This window comes from Mesorhizobium sp. ES1-3 (assembly GCF_020164795.1).
Lineage (GTDB): Bacteria > Pseudomonadota > Alphaproteobacteria > Rhizobiales > Rhizobiaceae > Mesorhizobium.
Map to the genome: position 1 here is coordinate 53,924 of NZ_JAIUGW010000014.1, position 18,822 is coordinate 72,745.

The 18,822-nt window shown below is 63.0% G+C and carries 16 protein-coding genes; 14 read left to right on the forward strand and 2 right to left on the reverse strand.

What is annotated here, in order from left to right:
* Positions 1-183, reverse strand: a complete 183-nt coding sequence (locus LB536_RS19385; RefSeq protein ID WP_140760226.1) for a hypothetical protein — start codon at positions 181-183, stop codon at positions 1-3.
* Between the two features lie 164 nt (positions 184-347).
* On the opposite strand from LB536_RS19385, the gene LB536_RS19390 reads away from it, so the two are divergent.
* From LB536_RS19390 to LB536_RS19400, 3 genes are read left to right on the forward strand one after another with little or no spacing between them, the layout of a single operon-like run.
* The gene (locus LB536_RS19390; protein ID WP_224595517.1) at positions 348-965 is read left to right on the forward strand and encodes a (2Fe-2S)-binding protein; all 618 of its coding nucleotides are present in this window, start codon (positions 348-350) and stop codon (positions 963-965) included.
* A gap of 1 nt (position 966) precedes the next feature.
* The gene (locus LB536_RS19395) at positions 967-1,980 is read left to right on the forward strand and encodes an FAD binding domain-containing protein (protein ID WP_224595520.1); all 1,014 of its coding nucleotides are present in this window, start codon (positions 967-969) and stop codon (positions 1,978-1,980) included.
* Positions 1,981-1,983: 3 nt separating this feature from the next.
* Positions 1,984-4,263, forward strand: a complete 2,280-nt coding sequence (locus LB536_RS19400) for a xanthine dehydrogenase family protein molybdopterin-binding subunit (protein WP_224595523.1) — start codon at positions 1,984-1,986, stop codon at positions 4,261-4,263.
* Between the two features lie 251 nt (positions 4,264-4,514).
* On the opposite strand, the gene LB536_RS19405 is transcribed toward LB536_RS19400, so the two are convergent.
* Entirely contained in the window at positions 4,515-6,971 is a 2,457-nt protein-coding gene (locus LB536_RS19405) for a membrane-bound PQQ-dependent dehydrogenase, glucose/quinate/shikimate family (RefSeq protein WP_224595526.1), read from the reverse strand.
* 188 nt (positions 6,972-7,159) lie between these two features.
* On the opposite strand from LB536_RS19405, the gene LB536_RS19410 reads away from it, so the two are divergent.
* Genes LB536_RS19410 through LB536_RS19460 form a run of 11 tightly spaced genes read left to right on the forward strand, consistent with a single transcriptional unit; the run spans position 7,160 to position 18,819 of the window.
* Positions 7,160-7,816 carry a cytochrome c3 family protein gene (locus tag LB536_RS19410; RefSeq protein WP_140760237.1) on the forward strand — a complete coding sequence of 219 codons (657 nt, stop codon included), beginning with the start codon at positions 7,160-7,162 and terminating at the stop codon, positions 7,814-7,816.
* Positions 7,800-10,784 carry a TAT-variant-translocated molybdopterin oxidoreductase gene (locus LB536_RS19415; protein WP_224595527.1) on the forward strand — a complete coding sequence of 995 codons (2,985 nt, stop codon included), beginning with the start codon at positions 7,800-7,802 and terminating at the stop codon, positions 10,782-10,784. The genes LB536_RS19410 and LB536_RS19415 overlap by 17 nt, the downstream gene beginning before the upstream one ends.
* Positions 10,777-12,156 carry an NrfD/PsrC family molybdoenzyme membrane anchor subunit gene (nrfD, locus tag LB536_RS19420; RefSeq protein ID WP_224595530.1) on the forward strand — a complete coding sequence of 460 codons (1,380 nt, stop codon included), beginning with the start codon at positions 10,777-10,779 and terminating at the stop codon, positions 12,154-12,156. The genes LB536_RS19415 and nrfD overlap by 8 nt, the downstream gene beginning before the upstream one ends.
* Positions 12,153-12,680, forward strand: a complete 528-nt coding sequence (locus tag LB536_RS19425) for a DUF3341 domain-containing protein (RefSeq protein WP_140760243.1) — start codon at positions 12,153-12,155, stop codon at positions 12,678-12,680. The genes nrfD and LB536_RS19425 overlap by 4 nt, the downstream gene beginning before the upstream one ends.
* Positions 12,677-13,216 (forward strand): c-type cytochrome, encoded by a 540-nt coding sequence (locus LB536_RS19430; RefSeq protein ID WP_224595532.1) that lies wholly within the window; start codon positions 12,677-12,679, stop codon positions 13,214-13,216. The genes LB536_RS19425 and LB536_RS19430 overlap by 4 nt, the downstream gene beginning before the upstream one ends.
* A complete protein-coding gene (locus LB536_RS19435; RefSeq protein WP_224595534.1) occupies positions 13,213-14,352 on the forward strand; it encodes a hypothetical protein in 1,140 nt (379 codons plus the stop codon). Before LB536_RS19430 ends, LB536_RS19435 begins: the two co-directional genes overlap by 4 nt.
* A complete protein-coding gene (locus LB536_RS19440) occupies positions 14,345-14,842 on the forward strand; it encodes a hypothetical protein (protein ID WP_224595536.1) in 498 nt (165 codons plus the stop codon). The genes LB536_RS19435 and LB536_RS19440 overlap by 8 nt, the downstream gene beginning before the upstream one ends.
* On the forward strand, positions 14,839-15,594 hold the full coding sequence (locus LB536_RS19445; RefSeq protein WP_224595538.1) for an SCO family protein: 756 nt from the start codon (positions 14,839-14,841) through the stop codon (positions 15,592-15,594). Before LB536_RS19440 ends, LB536_RS19445 begins: the two co-directional genes overlap by 4 nt.
* Positions 15,591-16,550 carry a cytochrome c oxidase subunit II gene (gene coxB / locus LB536_RS19450; protein ID WP_224595540.1) on the forward strand — a complete coding sequence of 320 codons (960 nt, stop codon included), beginning with the start codon at positions 15,591-15,593 and terminating at the stop codon, positions 16,548-16,550. Before LB536_RS19445 ends, coxB begins: the two co-directional genes overlap by 4 nt.
* A complete protein-coding gene (ctaD, locus tag LB536_RS19455; protein ID WP_140811903.1) occupies positions 16,547-18,187 on the forward strand; it encodes a cytochrome c oxidase subunit I in 1,641 nt (546 codons plus the stop codon). Before coxB ends, ctaD begins: the two co-directional genes overlap by 4 nt.
* On the forward strand, positions 18,187-18,819 hold the full coding sequence (locus tag LB536_RS19460) for a cytochrome c oxidase subunit 3 (RefSeq protein ID WP_140760258.1): 633 nt from the start codon (positions 18,187-18,189) through the stop codon (positions 18,817-18,819). Before ctaD ends, LB536_RS19460 begins: the two co-directional genes overlap by 1 nt.
* Positions 18,820-18,822: the final 3 nt, after the last annotated feature.

Below are 18,822 nucleotides of genomic sequence, written 5' to 3' on the forward strand. Positions count from 1 at the left end.
TCAACCGACGGCAAATCTGATCACTGTGATGAGGATCACGATGCCGACCAGCCCTGCGATGAAGATGATCCGCCGTGTGCGGGTTCGCAGGATGATCTCACCTTGTCGCGCCTGTTCAGCCGAAAAGACAGGGCCTTCGTCATCAAGCCGATCGCTTCGCCGATCGCTCCGATCATTGCTCATGATCGCCTCCTTCCTTGGAACCTATCGAGGACAACCACGGCCTTGCGGCTGAAGTTCCGCATGGCCGTCCTGCAAAGGAAACGATCACAGCGATGTGAGGAGGGAACTTTGCTTCCCGCGAACAGTTTCGTCCGCTTGAGACTCCAGCCAGCCGGAAAGCCGCCATGTCCAATCCCACAAGCCCTAGCGGCCTGAGCAGACGCACCTTCATGACGGGTTCTGTTACGGCGGCAGCCGCAATGCCTCTCATGACTACCTCGACAAAAGCCGCAGAGCCGTCGCCTGCCAGAGCGGTCGAACCGCACGACCTGTCGACGATTTCGCTCCGGATCAACAAGCAGGCCTACACCCTCGCACTCGACAATCGCACGAGTCTGCTTGACGCTCTACGTGACCATGTTGGTCTGACCGGCACCAAGAAGGGTTGCGACCACGGCCAGTGCGGTGCCTGCACCGTTCTTGTCGATGGGAAGCGGGTGCTATCCTGCCTGAGCTTTGCCGTCATGAACCAGGGCCGCGAGGTCACGACTGTCGAAGGCCTGGCTTCGGCCGACGGCGAACTGCACCCGGTGCAGCAGGCGTTTGTCGACCATGATGCCTTTCAATGTGGCTACTGCACGCCGGGCCAGATCATGTCCGCCATCGGTTGCATCGACGAAGGCCATGCCGGTTCGGAGGATGATATCCGGGAGTATATGAGCGGCAATCTGTGCCGGTGCGCAGCCTATCCGAACATCGTCGCGGCGATCATCCAGGCGCGCGACGAGATCAGGAGGGCCTAGGATGCGTCCCTTCCTCTATGAAAGACCAACGAGCGTCACCGCGGCGATCGCCATGGCGTCTCATCTCGACGCTGCGCCAACTCAGGCCAACACCCAGTTCATCGCCGGCGGCACCAATCTGGCCGACTACATGAAGCTGGGTGTCGCGCAGCCGGAGCGACTGCTCGACCTTAACGAGCTTGCCGAGCCTGCTTTGCGGCAGATCAAAACGGACGACGACACCATCCGTTTCGGTGCGCTGGTTCGCATGGGTGAGGCAGCCGACAACAAGGACGTCAGGCGCCGCTGCCCGCTCCTTGCCGACAGCCTGAAATTCGCTGCCAGCGGCCAGCTTCGCAATATGGCCAGCCTTGCCGGCAACGTGTTGCAGCGAACGCGGTGCGAGTATTTTCGGGAAACCTCCTGGCCGTGCAACAAGCGGGAGCCCGGTTCCGGCTGTGCGGCGATGGAAGGGGTAAACCGCCAGCATGCCGTGCTGGGCACCAGCGATGCCTGCATAGCGACCTATCACGGTGATTTCGCGCAGGCGCTGATTGCGCTCGATGCGGTCGTCGAAGTGGAGGGGCGGCGTGGCCCGCGCAAGATCCCATTCGCCAGCCTGCACCGGCTTCCCGGCGACACGCCCAACATCGAGACGGATCTGGCCGCCGATGAAGTCATCGTCGCCATTGATGTTCCGCTTGGTGGATGGAGCCGTCGCTCGCGCTACCTGAAGATACGCGATCGCGAATCCTACGCATTTGCGCTGGCCTCGGCGGCGGTGGCGCTGGAGATGGACGGAGACACGGTCAGGCAAGCGCGCATAGCACTCGGTGGCGTCGCGACGGTGCCATGGCGCGCGAGAGCGGCGGAGGATGCGCTGCGTGGCAATGCCCTCGACGACAAGGCCGCGACGGCTGCTGCCGAAGCCGCATTCGCTGATGCCAGGCCACGAGAACACAACGCGTTCAAGATACCGCTCGGAAAGCGCACGCTGGTGCGAGCGCTGCTCGAAACCCGTGACATGAAGGTCTGAGCCATGAATCAAGCCGCTCCAGCTCCAAAAGAAAACCAAGGCGAACCGGTCGTCCGCATCGACGGCAGGCTGAAGGTTACCGGGCAGGCCAGCTATCCGGCCGACATCGCCACGGCCAATGTCGCTTATGGCGCTCTAGCCACGAGCAGCATCGCTCGGGGCAAGGTTTCCAAACTCCATACGGATGATGCCAGGGCCGTGCCCGGAGTGCTGGACATCGTGACCTATGGCGACATGGACGAGACGGATACGCCGAAATTTGGCAGCACCGGTGCAAGCTCCATCGCCCCGCTGCACGACAAGACGATTTTCCACGACGGCCAGATCATCGCCCTGGTTGTTGCCGAGACATTCGAGGCGGCGGAGGAAGCGTCGATGTTGATCCGCGCCGACTACGAAGACGAATCGCCAAGTGCCAGCTTTGATTCCGAAGGCGTGAAGGTGGAACCGGCGGCCGGCAAGAGCCCGATGTTGCAGGAGGATGTCAAAGCCGGCGACTTCGACGCTGCCTATGCATCCGCTGCCGTCAAGATCGACCAAAAATATTCGACGCCGACCCAGCACCACAATCCGATCGAACTGTTTTCGACCACGGCGATGTGGCAAGGCGATCAACTCACTGTCCATGAGCCCAGCCAGAATGTCACCGGCTGGAAAATCGAACTTGCCCGGCAGTTGAAGATCGACCCCGCCAATGTGCGGATTGTCAGCCCTTATGTCGGGGGCGCGTTCGGTTCCAAGGGACCGATGACGGCTCGCACTGCAATTGTCGCGGTTGCCGCGCGTCGTGTTGGACGGCCGGTACGCTGCGTCGTCAGCCGCATGCAGGCTTTCAACACCCAGACCTACCGGGCCGAGACCAGGCATCGAATCCGCATCGGCGCCGGCAAGGACGGCCGCATCACGGCGTTCGGACACGAGGGCTGGGAGGTTACATCACGCCCTGACCCTTATGTCGTCGGCGGCACGTCAGCCACCGGTCGCATGTACAATTATGGTTCGGTGCTCACTCACGTTTCTATCGTCCATGCCGATCGCAACACACCGGGCTACATGCGCTCGCCGCCGGAGACGCCATACGTCTACGCGCTCGAGAACGCCATGGACGAAATGGCTGTGGCGCTCGGCATGGATCCCGTCGAGTTTCGGCGCATCAACGAGCCTGAAAAAGAGCCTATCGGCGGCAAGCCATTCTCCAGCCGGTCGCTGGTCAAATGCTACGACCAGGCCGCCGAAGCCTTTGGCTGGTCGAAGCGTGACGCCGCGGTCGGATCGATGCGCGAGGGCGACTGGCTGGTCGGCCTGGGATGCGCGACAGCCATCTATCCAACGGCCAGCGCGCCATGCGCGGCCCGAGTTCGCTTGACCGCCGATGGACAGGTTCGCGTTCAGTGCGGTTCGCACGAGATTGGCACCGGTGTGCGCACCGTCGCCGGACAGATGGCCGCCGAGCGTCTCGGCATAGGGATGGACAAGGTCAGTGTCGAGATGGGCGACAGCGCCCTGCCGCCCGCGCCGGTCTCGGGTGGCTCGATTTCGACCGCGAGCGTCTGCTCGGCGGTTCTGAAGGCCTGTGACGCGGTGCGCGGAAAACTTTTCGCGGCAGCCGTCGCCGGAGATGGCCCATTGGCTGGTTCCGGCAATGCCAAGCTGGACATGGAGCAAGAGAAGATCGTGGCAAGCGGCGGCAAATCCGCCAGGCTGTCGGATGTCTTCAAGGTGATGCAGGTCGGCGCGATAGAGGAGTACGCCGAGTTTGCACCAAGGGGTTCGACGCCGGAAGCACTGAAGAAACTCTATGCCGGGCAGGCGGAATTCCACGGCGGCGATCAGGACAAGGATTCAGTGAAATACGCCTTTGGCGCTGAATTCGTCGAAGTGCGCGTCAACAGCTACACGCGCGAGATCCGGGTGCCGCGCATCGTCGGTGCCTTTGCCGCCGGCCGCATCATGAACACGCGCACCGCGCGCAGCCAACTGATGGGCGGCATGATCTGGGGTATCGGCCAAGCCCTTCACGAGGCGACGGAGATCGACCGGCGCAACGCCCGCTACGTCAATCGTGACCTGCAGGACTATCTGGTGCCGGTCAACGCCGACATCAAACAGGTCGACGTCATCCTTGTTCCCGAGGTCGACCTAGACGTCAACCCGGCTGGCGTCAAAGGCTTGGGGGAGCTAGGCAATGTCGGGACCGCGGCGGCCGTTGCAAGCGCCGTGTACCATGCTACGGGCAAACGCATTCGAGACTTGCCGATCAGGATAGACGATTTGATAAGCTGATGATCAAGGGCCGCGACGGGAAGGTGGCTTCGCTGGCGCGATGCAAACGGCGCGGTGGCGCGCGGTATAGCGCCGGCCCGTCGTGCCACCTCATGTCGGAGCAGTGGCGGAATAGACGGCGCACGGCATCGACTACGCGCTTGCGGCTTCCTCTGCCAACAAGCTGTCGGGGCCAGGTGGTATCTGCGGGATGACCGTGCCGAGAGCATCTCAAGCCAGGCCCTCAGGCTCCCCTGAGGACCGCTTCCGGCTCAGCCCGCGGGCAATGCGTAAGCAATGACCTCGTCACCGACCTTGGTCTCCATGAAATGGTGGCCGCCAGGTGCGATCACGACGTACTGCCGGCCGCTGACTTCATAGGTCATCGGCGTGGTCTGGCCCCCTGCCGGCAAGTCTGTTTGCCAAACCACCTTGCCAGTCTTGATGTCGATGGCGCGCAGCTTGTCATCCGTCGCCGCGGCAATGAAGATCAGCCCGCCCGCGGTCACGAGCGGCCCACCATTGTTCGGCGTGCCGATGTCGATCGGCAGCATGGACGGGATGCCCAATGGGCCGTTCTTGACCGCCTCGCCGAGCGGCTTGTCCCACAGCGTCTTGCCAGTTTTCAGGTCGATGGCGCGGATGTGGCCATAAGGCGGTTCGGAACACAAAAGTCCCGTCGAGAGTCGCCAACCCGCGTTGACGGCGATGGCATAGGGCGATCCCATCTGCGGATCGCCCATGTCCTTGGCCTTCTGCGAACCGCCGCCCTGCTCGATCGACTTGAAACCGATCTGATCGGCTTTTTCCCGCGGCAGCAGCTGGTTGTAGTTGGGCATGTCATTGTAGTTGGCGATCAGGATGCCGTCATCGGTATCGACAGCGATGCTGCCCCAGTCGGAACCGCCATTGTAGCCGGGATATTCGATGAAAGGCTTGTCCACGGTCGGCGGCGTATATTCGCCCTGGTAGGAGGCCTGTCGGAACTGGATGCGGCAGTAGAGCTGGTCGAGCGGGCTCATGCCCCACATGTCCTTCTCGGTCAGCACCGGCTGGTCGAGATGCGCATAGCCGGAGTAGGGCTGCGTCTTGGACAGCTTTTCGGGTTCGACACCACCCGACGGAACCGGCCGCTCCTCGACCGGGAAGAGCGATTTTCCGGTCTTACGGTCGAGCACGTATATCTGGCCCTGTTTGCTCGGCACGATGATTGCGGGGACTTTTCCATCAGCTGTCGGGAAGTCGACGAGCGTCGGCTGCGAGCCGAGGTCGTAATCCCAAAGGTCGTGATGAACGGTCTGGAAATGCCAGGCCGGCTTGCCTGTGGCGACGTCGATCGCCACGATCGAGGAGTTGTATTGATTTTCGAAGTCCTTGCGATCCACGCCGTAATAGTCGACCGAGGCGTTGCCGAGCGGCAAATAGACATAGCCGAGCTGAGGATCGGCGGCCGCGACGGTCCACATATTGGGCGTGCCGCGCGTATAAGTGGCGCCTTGGGGCGGCGCGCCGGTGCGGTCGGGATGGCCCATGTCCCACGCCCAGACCAGTTTGCCTGATATCACGTCATAGCCGCGCACCACGCCCGACGGGGCATTTTCAGCCTGTCCGTCCTTCACCTGGGCGCCAAGCACGGCTATGCCGCGCACGATGGTCGGCGGCGCGGTCACCGAGTACCAGCCGGGAACCGTCTTGCCGAGCCCCTGGGTGAGGTCTACGACGCCTTGCTGGCCGAAATCACCGCATGCCTTGCCGGTCCTGGCATCGATGGCGATCAACCTGGCATCGAGCGTGCCCCACAGGATGCGTGTCGCGCATGGCTGCTCGGCGTTTGCTCCCTGAGCGGCGTAATAGGCGACACCGCGGCAGCTGGCGCCGTACGGAATGGCGTCGTCGGACACTTTCGGATCATATCGCCACTCCTCCTTGCCGGTCGCCGCATTGGCGGAGATGACGATACCCTTGGCCGAACAGGCAAAGAGATGACCGTCGACCTCAAGCGGTGTGTTTTCCGGAGAGTATTTGTCGGCCGCCGCCTTGCTTGGCATGTCGCCGGTGTGGAAATCCCAAACCTTGGTCAGCTTCGCCACGTTGCCGGCGGTGATCTGTTTGAGGGGCGAATACCGCGTCGCCAGCTCCGAGCCGCCGTAGACAGGCCAATTCGATCCAGCCTGGTGGATCGCGGTGTCGGCCTGAGCCGGCGGGGCGGTTTCCACCGCGCCTCCAACTGGCGGCGTGGCAGGAGCGATCGCTTCCTGCGATTGTGCCGCAAGCGTGAAATGATGGAGCCCGATTGCGCAGCCGACAATGACAACGCCAGCGGATGTGGTCGCGTACGCAGCGTCGCGAACGCGCTTCGCGCGGTCAGCGCTGAAGGCCGGCAAGGTCAGCAGAACGAAAATTAGGATAATTGTCGGGGCGAGCACGCGGGGCATCAGCCCCCAGCCGTCCATGCCCACTTCCCAATAGGCCCAGGCAAGCGTCGCCATCCAGGTTAGGGCGTAAAGCCAGACGCCTGCGGCATTGCCGCTCAAAAGCAAAATCCCGGCGACCAGGAGCGCCACTCCGGCAGGCAGGTAGTACCAAGACCCGCCCAGCGCGATCAGCCAGGCGCCGCCTGCGCCGATCAGCAAGCCAAGTATCACCAGCAATACGCCTATGAACATTGACCACCAGAAGGCGAGACCTGAGCGGGTGAGAGTGGCGGGGTTTGGATTGGCGTGTGTCATGTCGACATTTCCACGTGGCATTTATCGTGATCATGTCGAACGCCCGCCATTGCGCATGGTTGCGGTTTGCTGCTGTTTTCGGCAGCGCCCGAACGTCACCATTTTGTGAGCATTCCGCGCCTACGGAACCTTTGGCACGTCCCCGCCGTTAGGCGCTCGATCCAAAAAACATGCAAATCGGCGAGGGGATGCCGCAGGTCTTTTCCAGCAATGCCAATGGAATTGCCCGCTTCGTGTTGTGGGGACTTTGTTTCTTCGCGATTTTCGCGGCCATGGGCGGCACGGCACTTTTGCGTTCGGGGTTCATCACCGGCGTGGGCCGGCCCGTGGCACAGGCAGTCCCGTTCAGTCACAAGCACCATGTCGGCGATATCGGACTGGACTGCCGCTATTGCCACAATGGCGTCGAGACGTCGGCTTCGGCGGGACTACCGGCGACAGAGGTGTGCATGACCTGCCATTCGCAACTCTTCACCGATGCCGACATGCTGGCACCGGTGCGTGCAAGCCTTGCCTCAGGTCAGCCGCTGCAATGGCGGCGCGTCAATTCCGTGCCGGATTTCGTCTACTTCAACCACTCCATCCATATCGCCAAGGGCGTCGCCTGCGAGACCTGCCACGGCGACGTCGATGAGATGCCGCTGATGCAGCGCGCGCATTCGCTGTCGATGGAATGGTGCCTGGGCTGTCATCGCGATCCCGGTCCCAATCTCCGTCCGCCGCAGGATGTCTTTCAGCTGCACTGGAAACCGCCGCAGGACATCGAAGAGGTCAGGCGTTCCCTGATCAGCATCCTTGATATCCACCCCGAGACGATGACGGATTGCTATGTCTGCCATCGCTGACATCAAGCCGTTCCCAGCCACGGATCTAGCGGCATTGCGCCGGGCCGCGACGGGACGCGAGCCGTGGCGGAGCCTGGACGAACTGGCCGAAACGGCGGAGTTCCGGCGCTTCGTCGAGGCGGAATTTCCAGCGATCGCCGAACGCCTGCCGTTCAGTCTCGACCGGCGCACCTTGTTGAAGCTGATGGGCGCGTCGCTTTCGCTGGCCGGTCTGACCGCCTGCAGCGAAGCGGAGCGCATCGTGCCTTACGTGCGCCAGCCGGAAGACATCATTCCAGGCAAGCCGCTCTACTATGCGACCGCACTCTCCAGCGATGGTTACGGTATCGGCGCGGTTGTCGAGAGCCATGAAGGCCGGCCGACCAAGGTCGAGGGCAATCCGGATCATCCGGCGTCGCGCGGCGCTACCGACGCCATCATGCAGGCGGCGGTGCTGTCGCTGTTCGATCCCGAACGGTCGCGTACGCCGCTAAGGCGAGGCGAGCCGGCGAGTTACGGCGACTTTCTCAAGGACATAGCGGAGCTTGCCGGCGGATTGGCCGCTTCGGGCGGACAAGGTTTGGCACTGCTGATCGAGGCAACAACGTCGCCGACGACCAAGGCGCAGATCGGATCGCTCAGGCAGCGCTATCCCAAACTTCGCGTCTTCAAGCACGATCCGCTTGCAGCCAGCGCGAACGAGCAGGCAACGGCCAAGCTGTTCGGCAGGCCGCTGACGCCGATCTACCATCTAGACCGCGCCGATGTGATCGTCAGCCTTGATGCCGATTTCCTCGGCGAAGGGCCGGGGCGTCTGGCCTACGCCCGCGATTTCGCCGGGCGGCGGCGCGTGCGTCAATCGACGGACACGATGAGCCGTCTCTACGTCGTCGAGTCGACACCCACAATCACGGGTGCGGCGGCGGATCATCGCCGTGCTGTCAGACCGAGTGCCGTCGAGGGCGTTGCCGTCGCAATCAAGGCTGCCCTGGAAGGCGACCTGCATGCGGCCAGCTTGTCACCCTTCGGCCCGGAATGGATCAACGCGCTTGTCGACGATCTCCGCAGCGCCGGCCGCAACGCACTGGTGATGCCTGGCGCGCATCACACGCCGTTTGTCCATGCCGTTGCCTTTGCCATGAATGCCAGACTTGGAGCCATCGGCAATACGCTGGACTTCATCGAGCCGCCGGACACCATGCCGATCGACGGCGATCTTGCCGCGCTTTGCCAGGCCATCGCGACCGGATCGGTCGACAGCGCCATGGTGCTCGGTTCCAATCCCTTGCATACGGCGCCGTCGGACGTCGATGTACGCAAGGCCTTTTTGAAGCTGAAGCTTCTCTTCCACTGGGGGCTCTATCGCGACGAGACTGCATTTCTGGCGCAGTGGCACATTCCCGCCGCGCACGAATTGGAGAGTTGGAGCGACATCCGCGCCTATGACGGTACGGTCTCGATCGTGCAGCCGCTGATCCAGCCTCTGTTCGGTGGCAAGAGCCTGCATCAACTGCTGGCGGCGCTCGGCGGTGAGTTCAATGCCGATATGCAGGCCCTGGTACGCGCGACATGGACGGCCATGGACGAGCCGGCTTGGCGAAAGGCACTGCGCGATGGTGTCGTGCCGAATACCGTCACTGCTCCTGTCGCCGTCTCGATGCCGGCGGATATCGGCGGTCCCACGCCGCATGCTTCCGTTGCCGATCGGCTGGACGTCCGCTTCGTGGCCGATCCCTGGCTGCGCGATGGCCGTCACGCCAATTCATCGTGGCTGCAGGAACTGCCCCGCCCACTGAGCAAGCTTGTCTGGGGCAATGCGGCCCTGATCTCACCGGCGACCGCGCAGCGCTTGGAACTAGAAAACGGGCAAATGGTCAATCTGGCACGAGGCGGCAAGGATATCGACGCGCCGGCCTGGATCATGCCCGGACAGCCCGACGACACGGTGACGCTGTCGCTCGGCTTTGGCCGCAAGGTCGGTTCGGTCGCCGCGCTGTCGGGTGGTTACGATGCTTTCCCCCTGCGCACCGCCGAGGCTCCCTGGTTTGCCGATGGCCTCGTCTTGGCTGCGCGCGACAGTACGGCGCGCGTGGTGACGACCCAGCACCACCAGGCGATGGAGGGCAGGGCGATCGTGCGACACGCGACGCTCGATGCCTTCAGGCAAAATCCGCATTTCGTCCGTGAAGGCGTGCCGCCAGCCCCGACGGAATCGCTGTACCCCGATTGGAAATACGACCAGGAAGCCTGGGGTATGTCGATCGATCTCTCGGCCTGCATCGGCTGTATGGCCTGCGTCTCGGCCTGCCAGGCCGAGAACAACATCGCTACCGTCGGACCGGGTGAGGCGGCACTCGGTCACGAAATGCATTGGCTGCGCATCGACCGCTACTATGCCGGCGCTGTCGACGACCCCGACATCTTCTTCCAACCGGTGCCCTGCATGCATTGCGAGAAGGCGCCGTGCGAGGTGGTCTGTCCGGTCAACGCGACGGTCCACACCCATGACGGCCTGAACGCGCAGGTCTACAACCGCTGCATCGGCACGCGCTACTGTTCGCAGAACTGCCCCTACAAGGTGCGTCGCTTCAATTTCCTCGAATACCAGGAATTCGACAAGGACAGCGCGGGGCCACGGCAGGCCGTGCAGAACCCTGACGTCACCGTGCGTTCGCGCGGCGTCATGGAAAAATGCACCTATTGCGTCCAGCGCATTGCCGAAAAGCGCATTCGCGCGCAGATCGAGAACCGTGAGATCGGCGACGGCGAAGTTGTCACCGCCTGCCAGCAGGCGTGCCCGACGCAGGCCATCACCTTCGGGGATCTAAAAAAGAAGGATTCTCACGTGTCGCGCGAGAAAGCCGCGCCGCATAACTATGCGCTTCTCGAAGAGCTGAACACGCGGCCGCGCACAACCTATCTCGGCAAGATCAGCAATCCGAACGCCGGGATCGCCGGCAAACCTGGTGCGGAGACCGGCGATGGCTGAAGCGGTCGGCGCCAGAGCCGAAAAAGCCCAGCCGCGAGCACCGGTGCTGCGCGGCCACCATGATTTCCCCGAGATCAGCGGCCGCATCAGCGCGATCGTCCTGCAAGGCAGGCTGCCGCGCTTCTTTTGGGCCGCGTTCTTCGTCTGCTTCGCCTTGGTACTGCTTTTCCTCTATTCCATCACCTATCTGATTTCGGTCGGCGTCGGCGCCTACGGCATCAACATCCCCGTTGCCTGGGGCACGATGATTTCCAGCTTCGTCTGGTGGATCGGCATCGGCCATGCCGGCACGCTGATCTCGGCGGTGCTGCTTTTGCTGCGCCAGCCCTGGCGCGCCTCGATCAACCGCTTCGCCGAAGCTATGACGCTGTTTGCCGTGGCAATGGCCGGGCTCTACCCGATCCTGCATCTCGGCCGGCCATGGTTCTTCTACTGGCTGCTGCCTTTGCCCAACACGCAAATGCACTGGCCGCAATGGCGCAGTCCGCTGGTATGGGACTTTTCCGCGATCGCCACTTACGCCACCGTCTCGCTGCTGTTCTGGTACATGGGCCTGCTGCCGGATCTCGGCGTGCTGCGCGACCGCGCCAGATCACGCGCCGCGCAACTCTTCTACGGCATCCTGGCGCTTGGCTGGCGCGGCTCGGCCTTCCACTGGGCGCGCTATCGGACCGTATATTTCCTGATGGCGGCGCTCGCCACGCCGCTGGTCGTCTCGGTGCATTCGATCGTCGCGCTCGACTTCACCTTTGCCATCGCACCGGGTTATCACTCGACGATCTTCCCACCTTACTTCGTCGCCGGCGCGCTGCTCTCCGGCTTTGCCATGGTGCTGACCATCGCCATTCCCTTGCGCTGGGCCTTCGCGGTCGAAGACCTGATCACGTTGCGCCACATGGAGAACGCCGCCAAGCTGATGATCGCGGCCGGCATGATCGTCATCTACGGCTACGCGTCGGAAGCATTCTTCGCCTGGTATTCCGGGCAGCCTTATGAACGCGCCATAATGGTCCAGCGCGCCGTTGGTCCTTACGCGCCATTGTTCTGGATCATGCTGTTTTGCAATTGCATCGCGCTGCAGCTGCTCTGGCTGCGCCGCGTGCGGCTCAATATGCCGATTTTGTTTTCGATCGCGCTCGTCATCAACATCGGCATGTGGCTGGAGCGCTACGTCATCGTGGTGACTGGTCCGAGCCGCGATTACCTGCCATCGTCCTGGGGCGAACAGTCGCTGACCTGGCTCGATTTCGGCATCCTGTTCGGCTCGATCGGCACCTTCTTCGCGCTGGTCTTCCTGTTCATCCGCATCCTGCCGGCGATCACCATCTTCGAGGTCGAGGAACTGGTCGAAGAGAAAAGCGGGGCCGCATGAGCCTGCATGGCGTCATCGCGGTATTCGCCGATCCCGATGCGCTGACGCAAGCGGCACGGACGATGCGCGACAAGGGTTACCGGCGCATGGACGCGTTCTCGCCCTTCGAGGTGCGCGGCCTTGCCGGGATTTTGGGCATGCCAAGGACGCGGCTGCCATGGGCCGTGCTGGCGGGCGGCATTGCCGGCGGCCTGCTGGTCTACGCACTGATACTCTATTCGGTCGAGATCGACTACCCCGTCAATGTCGGCGGCCGGCCGCTGCATTCCTGGCCGCCTTTTACGGTGATCGCCTTCGAGGCAGCCATCCTGGGCGCCGCCCTGGCCGGGTTCGTGGGCATGCTCTGGGCGAACGGTTTGCCGCGATACTACCATCCAGTCTTCAATGCCAAGACCTTCACTTATGCGCGGGGCGGCAAGTTCTACCTGCTCGTCGAAGCGGCCGATCCGAAATACCGCAAGGGCGTCACCAAGGGACAGCTGACGCGGCTTGGCGCGGAGACGGTCGAGGAGGTGGAGGCATGAAACGGCGCACGCTACTTGTGCCATTCCTCCTGCTGCTCGCCGGCTGCAAACAGGACATGGCCGACCAACCGCGTTACAACCCGCTCGACGCCAGCAAGCAATTCGCCGACGGCATGTCGGCCCGGACGCCGGTCGAAGGCGCCGTGGCGCGCGACGCCGACATCGCGGCAACGCGGGACAAATTTCCGTACCCGGTCACCATGGCGCTGCTCCAGCGCGGGCAGCAACGCTTCGACATCTTCTGCTCTCCCTGTCATGGCCGCACCGGCGACGGTCACGGCATGGTGGTCCAGCGTGGTTTCCCGGCGCCGCCGAGCTATCATCAGGACGCGCTGCGCAAGGCAACCGATCGCCATTTCTACGATGTGATCACCAATGGCTATGGCGCGATGTACTCCTATGCCGCGCGGGTGCCACCGACCGATCGCTGGGCGATCGTCGCCTATATCAGGGCCTTGCAATATTCACGCCATGCACCCGCCGATGCGCTGCCGGAGACCCTTCGCGCGAAACTCGACGCGGAGGCCGCGCGATGAGAGGTCTCGCATGGCCCAATGGATATTTTGCGCCGTTGGCCGTGGTGGCCGCCGCAGGGCTTCTGCTTTGCGGTGTCGGACTTTTCCTCGATCCGCGCACGACGTTTGCCGGTTGGCTGACGATGTGCCTGTTCCTTGTCGGATTGCCGCTTGGCGCGATGACTGTCCTGATGGTCCATGGCCTGACCGGCGGTCGCTGGGGCGACGTGCTGCGTCCGCCCTTGCGCGCCATCGTCGCGACGCTGCCGGTGGCGCTGCTGTTGCTCCTGCCGACCCTTGCGCGGCTCGATCTGGTCTTTCCCTGGGCGGGAGCCGACCCTGCGTTACTGCCGGAAGCGGTGCGGCAGAAACTCGCCTATCTCAACGTGCCATTCTTCGTCGGTCGCTTCCTGGCGTGCGCACTGGCGTGGCTGGTGCTCGCTTGGCTCGTCATCGGCTGGACAGAGCCTGATGGCGACAGATCGAGACAGGGGACCACCACCGGCTATGCGATCGGGCTCATTGTCCACGGCCTGGCCGTAACAGTGCTTGCGATCGACTGGATGCTGTCGATCGAGCCGGAGTTCACGTCGACCATCTACGCGATGCTCGAAGCCGCGGCGGAAGTCGTCGGCGCATGTGCATTGGCTCTGGTCGTGTTGGCCGCCGGCCGCGCGATCGAGACGATGCCGGGTGGCGAGGAGGACGTGGCGCTTGGCGAAGACGTCGCCAATATGCTGTTCGGCTTCATGCTGATGTGGGCCTACCTCTCCTTCATGCAGTGGCTGATCGTCTGGGCCGGTGACTTGCCGGAAGAAATCCACTGGTACGTGCTTCGTGGCCAGGATGGTTGGCAATATCTGCTCTGGTTGCTGATCGCGCTGCAGTTCGTGGTGCCCTTCTTCGCTTTCCTCATGCGCTCGGTCAAACGCAGCCATCGCGGCCTGCTGGGGCTCGGCGCGGCCGTTCTTGCCGGACATATCCTCGACGTCGTCTGGCGCGTTCGCCCGTCGCTGTCGGCAGCCGGCGCGCAGGTGTCCTGGCCGGACCTTGCGGCGTTCGCAGGGGCGGGTGGCGCCTGGTATGTGTTTTTCCTTTACCTCTGGGCGAGGCCGGATCGGATCGCTATGTGGCGCAGGAGGCTGGTCCGTGGCTAAGGCCTTGCATCCCGAAACGCGTGATGTCTGGCCACGCGCCCTGCTGCTCTTCGGGGTCGCCCTGCTGGTCTTCCTGGCGCTTGCGGCGCTGGCACTGAAGCTGATTTTCGATACGGCGCCATACCGGCCCTTGGTGAATACCGAGAAGGCCAGCCAAGCGGGTCCCGCACTACAGCACTTGCCGGGAGCCGACCTCGCGGCATTCCGCAAACAGGAAGAGGAGGAACTCGGCAAGCTTGCCTGGGTTGACCGCGGTGCCGGCATAGCGCGCATTCCAATCGAAGACGCGATGAAGCTGGTTGCGGCGCAAGGTCTGCCGGACTGGGCGGGCGCGGCCGCTTCGGCAGGTAAGGATTGCGCCTTGCTCGAAGGCCAGGTTCCACGCGCGCCACAGGCCAGCAATTGCCACGCCGGATCATTCACCGCGCAGCCAAACGACAAGGCGCGCCAGCCGAGCCAAGCCGCACCGGCCACGGGAGCGAGCCCATGACGCGTTTGGGGCTGCTGATACTCTTGCTGCTTCTTCCAACTGCCGCCAGTGCCGCGGCGCGACCGTCTTTCGATCCGCAAATCGGCGCCCAACTCGATCTCGACCGGGTTTTTCAAGACAGCTCCGGCAAGCAGACGCCGTTATCGGGCATTCTCGAAGGTCGGCCGGCGCTCGTCATCTTCGGCTATGACAAATGTCCCAACCTGTGCGGTGTCACACAGCAGGCCGTGGCCTCGGATCTGACCAAGACCGGCCTGGATCCTTCGACCTATCACGCGCTTTTCGTCTCGATAGATCCTTCGGAAACCGCCGGAGACGCGGCCTCAGTCCGGAGCGAGGTCGCGGGGTCCGCCGGTCAGTCCGGCTTGTCGGCCTGGCGTTTTCTGACCAGTGCCGATGGCGCGGGTGCCGACCTTGCATCGGAGGCCGGCATCACCTTCGACCGGCGTGACCGCATCGCCCAATACGTCCATCCGATCGCCGTCATCGCGCTGACGCCGCAAGGGCGGATCGCGCAGGTGCTGCCAGCGCTGACCTTCGAGCCGCGCGATCTCAGGCTCGCTCTGGTCGAGGCGTCGGCAGGGCGGCTGGGATCGATCGCCGACCATGTCTTCCTGCTCTGCGCCGGCTTCGATACCTCGAAAGGGCAGTACACCTCGACGATACAGGCGGTTCTGAAGATAGCGGGACTGGCAATGCTGCTGGTGCTCGGCGCCAGCCTTTTCATGCTGACGCGGGGGAGGCGGGTTTGAGCTTCGGCATTCCCTTCACGCCGCCCGAGGCATCGTCGATTGCCGGCAGCGTCGACACGTTGTTCTACGCCTTGCTGGCGTTCACCGCGGCCTTGGGGATCTTCCTGGCGAGCCTCGTCGTCTTCTATGCCATCAAATATCGCGCCGGCTCCAGGGCCGAACGAACCGGCGAGCGCGCGCGCAGCCTGCCCCTGGAGGTGGCCTGGACAGTAGCGAGCCTGCTGATCGCCTTCGTCATCTTCGGGTGGGGCGCCGTGCTGTTCCTGCGTCGCGAACATCCGCCACCCGATGCGCTCGAAATCGCCGGCCTCGGCAAGCAGTGGATGTGGGAGTTCCGTCATCCCGGCGGCCAGCGCGAGATCAACGAACTGCATGTGCCGGTCGGCAAGGCGGTGATCGTCTCGTTGGCGTCGCAGGATGTCATCCACTCCTTCTTCGTGCCGGCCTTCCGGGTCAAGCAGGACGCCGTGCCGGGCCGCACCACGCATGTCTGGTTCATCGCCGACGAGCCGGGGCGCTATCATCTGTTCTGCGCGCAATATTGCGGCACCCAGCATTCGGAAATGGGCGGCTGGGTAACGGTGATGCCGCTGGAAGATTATGCGACATGGCTGGAAAACCAGGGCAAGGGCGACACGCTCGCGGCAGATGGTGAAAAACTGTTTCGGGCGCTCGGCTGTTCCGGCTGCCATGAAAAGTCCAGCAAGGTGAGGGCGCCGGATCTCGCCGGGGTCTTCGGACGGCCGGTGGCGTTGGACAACCAGCAGACCGTCATCGCCGACGAACGCTATCTGCGCGATTCCATCCTCGACCCGAAGAAGGAAATCGCCGCCGGCTACGATCCGGTGATGCCGAGCTTCGATGGAATTGTCGACGAGGGCGAGATGCAGATGCTGCTCGCTTATCTCAAATCGCTTTCACCGCGGACGGCGACCAAGAACGAGGCGATCCAATGAGCACCGAAGCGCTGAGGCCTTCGAGCTATCTTGGCGAGGGCGCCGGTCCCGCGGCATGGCTGTTGACCACCGACCACAAGCGCGTCGCCTGGCTCTATCTGGTGTCGCTCACGGCTTTCTTCTTCCTCGGCGGCGCCTTTGCCGTGCTGATGCGCGTGGAGCTTGCCACGCCTGCCGGCGACCTCGTCTCCGACGACACCTACAACCGACTGTTCTCCCTGCACGGCATCATCATGGTGTGGTTTTTCCTGGTGCCCTCGATCCCGGCGACGTTAGGCAATTTCCTTTTGCCATTGATGATCGGCGCTCGCGATCTCGCCTTTCCGCGTCTCAACCTCGCCAGCTGGTATGTGTTCATCCTCGGCAGTGCCTTTGCCCTGGCCTCGGTGCTCGCCGGCGGCGTCGACACCGGCTGGACCTTCTACACGCCGCTCTCGACGCTTTATGCCAATGGTTTCGTGTCGATGGCGGCCCTTGGCGTCTTCATCGTCGGTTTCTCGACGATCATGACCGGCATCAATTTCATCGTCACCATCCATACGCTGCGCGCGCCGGGGCTGACCTGGTTCCGGCTGCCGATCTTCGTCTGGACGATGTACGCCACCGCGCTGGTGATGGTGCTGGCAACGCCCGTACTGGCCGCCTCGCTGCTCCTGATCGTGCTCGAGCGGGTCTTCGGCATCGGCATCTTCAACCCGGCGCTTGGCGGCGACCCGCTGCTGTTCCAGCATCTGTTCTGGTTCTATTCGCATCCGGCCGTGTACATCATGATCCTTCCCGGCATGGGCGTGGTCTCGGAGGTGTTGCCCTGTTTCAGCCGCCGGCCATTGTTTGGCTACAAGGCCGTCGCCTTGTCCTCGATGGCAATCGCGGTGTTCGGGTTCCTCGTCTGGGGCCACCACATGTTCGTCTCCGGCCAATCGGCCTATGCCGGCGTGCTGTTCTCGTTCCTGTCGTTCTGCGTCGCCATCCCTTCGGCGATAAAAGTGTTCAACTGGAGCCTGACGCTGCGCAAGGGCGAAATCAGCTTCGAGACGCCGATGCTCTATGCGTTGTTCTTCCTGGCGCTGTTCACTTTTGGGGGGCTGGCTGGGCTGTTCCTGGCAGCGCTCGCCATCGATGTCCATGTCCACGACACCTACTTCGTCGTGGCGCATTTCCACTACATCATGGTCGGCGGCATGGTGACGGCCTACATGGCGGGGCTGCATTTCTGGTGGCCGAAACTGACCGGCCGCATGTATTCCGAGACCTGGGGACGCATCGCCGCGACGGTCACCTTCCTTGGCTTCAACCTGACCTTCTTTCCACAATTCGTGCTCGGTTTTCTCGGCATGCCACGGCGGTATCACACTTATCCGCCCGAATTTCAGTTCTGGCATGTCCTGTCGTCGGCTGGCGCGGTGGTGCTGGCGGTGGGCTACCTGATGCCGTTGTTCTATCTCGGCTGGTCGATGTTTCGAGGTGCGCGAGCGCCCGCCAACCCGTGGAGCGCGACCGGGCTCGAATGGCAGACGGCTTCACCACCTCCGCCGCATAATTTCGACACCATGCCGAGCGTCAGCCGGCCCGCTTATGACTATGCGATGAAAGGGTTGCAGCACGAGACATTCAGTCCCCACAAGGACGAAGCCTGATGAGTACCGAAAGTGTCGCCTTCGATACAAAGGCCCGCGAGAAGGCTGCCGACACGTTCGGCATGTGGGTGTTCATCGGTTCCGAGGCGATGCTGTTCGGCGCGATCCTGCTGGTGTTTTTCTTCGCACGGTCGAGTTACGGACCCGCATTCGCCGCTGCATCACAACATCTATCGCTGCCGCTCGGCACGCTGAACACGGCTGTTCTTTTGACCAGCAGCTTCGCAATGGCGCTTGCTCACATGTTCACGGCCAGCCGGCGTTGGCGCCCGGCCGTCTGGGCGTTGATCTGCACGGCCCTGCTTGGAATTGTCTTTCTGTTCGTCAAGGCCATCGAGTACGGCAGGGAATTCGAGGAGGGCCTGGCGCCGGTTCTTGGCGCGCCGTTCAACTTCCCAGGCCCAGATCCGGCCCATGCCGAGTTCTTCTTCGCGCTCTATTTCGCCATGACTTCGCTGCATGCGCTGCACCTGATATGCGGCATCGCCGTGATTGCCGGCATGCTCCTGCTGTGGCCACGCACGGCGGAGGCCAGCCGCGCTCATCGTGTCCAGGCAATCGGGCTTTACTGGCATTTCGTCGATATCGTCTGGGTCTTCCTGTTTCCCGTTCTCTATCTGATCAACCGATGAACC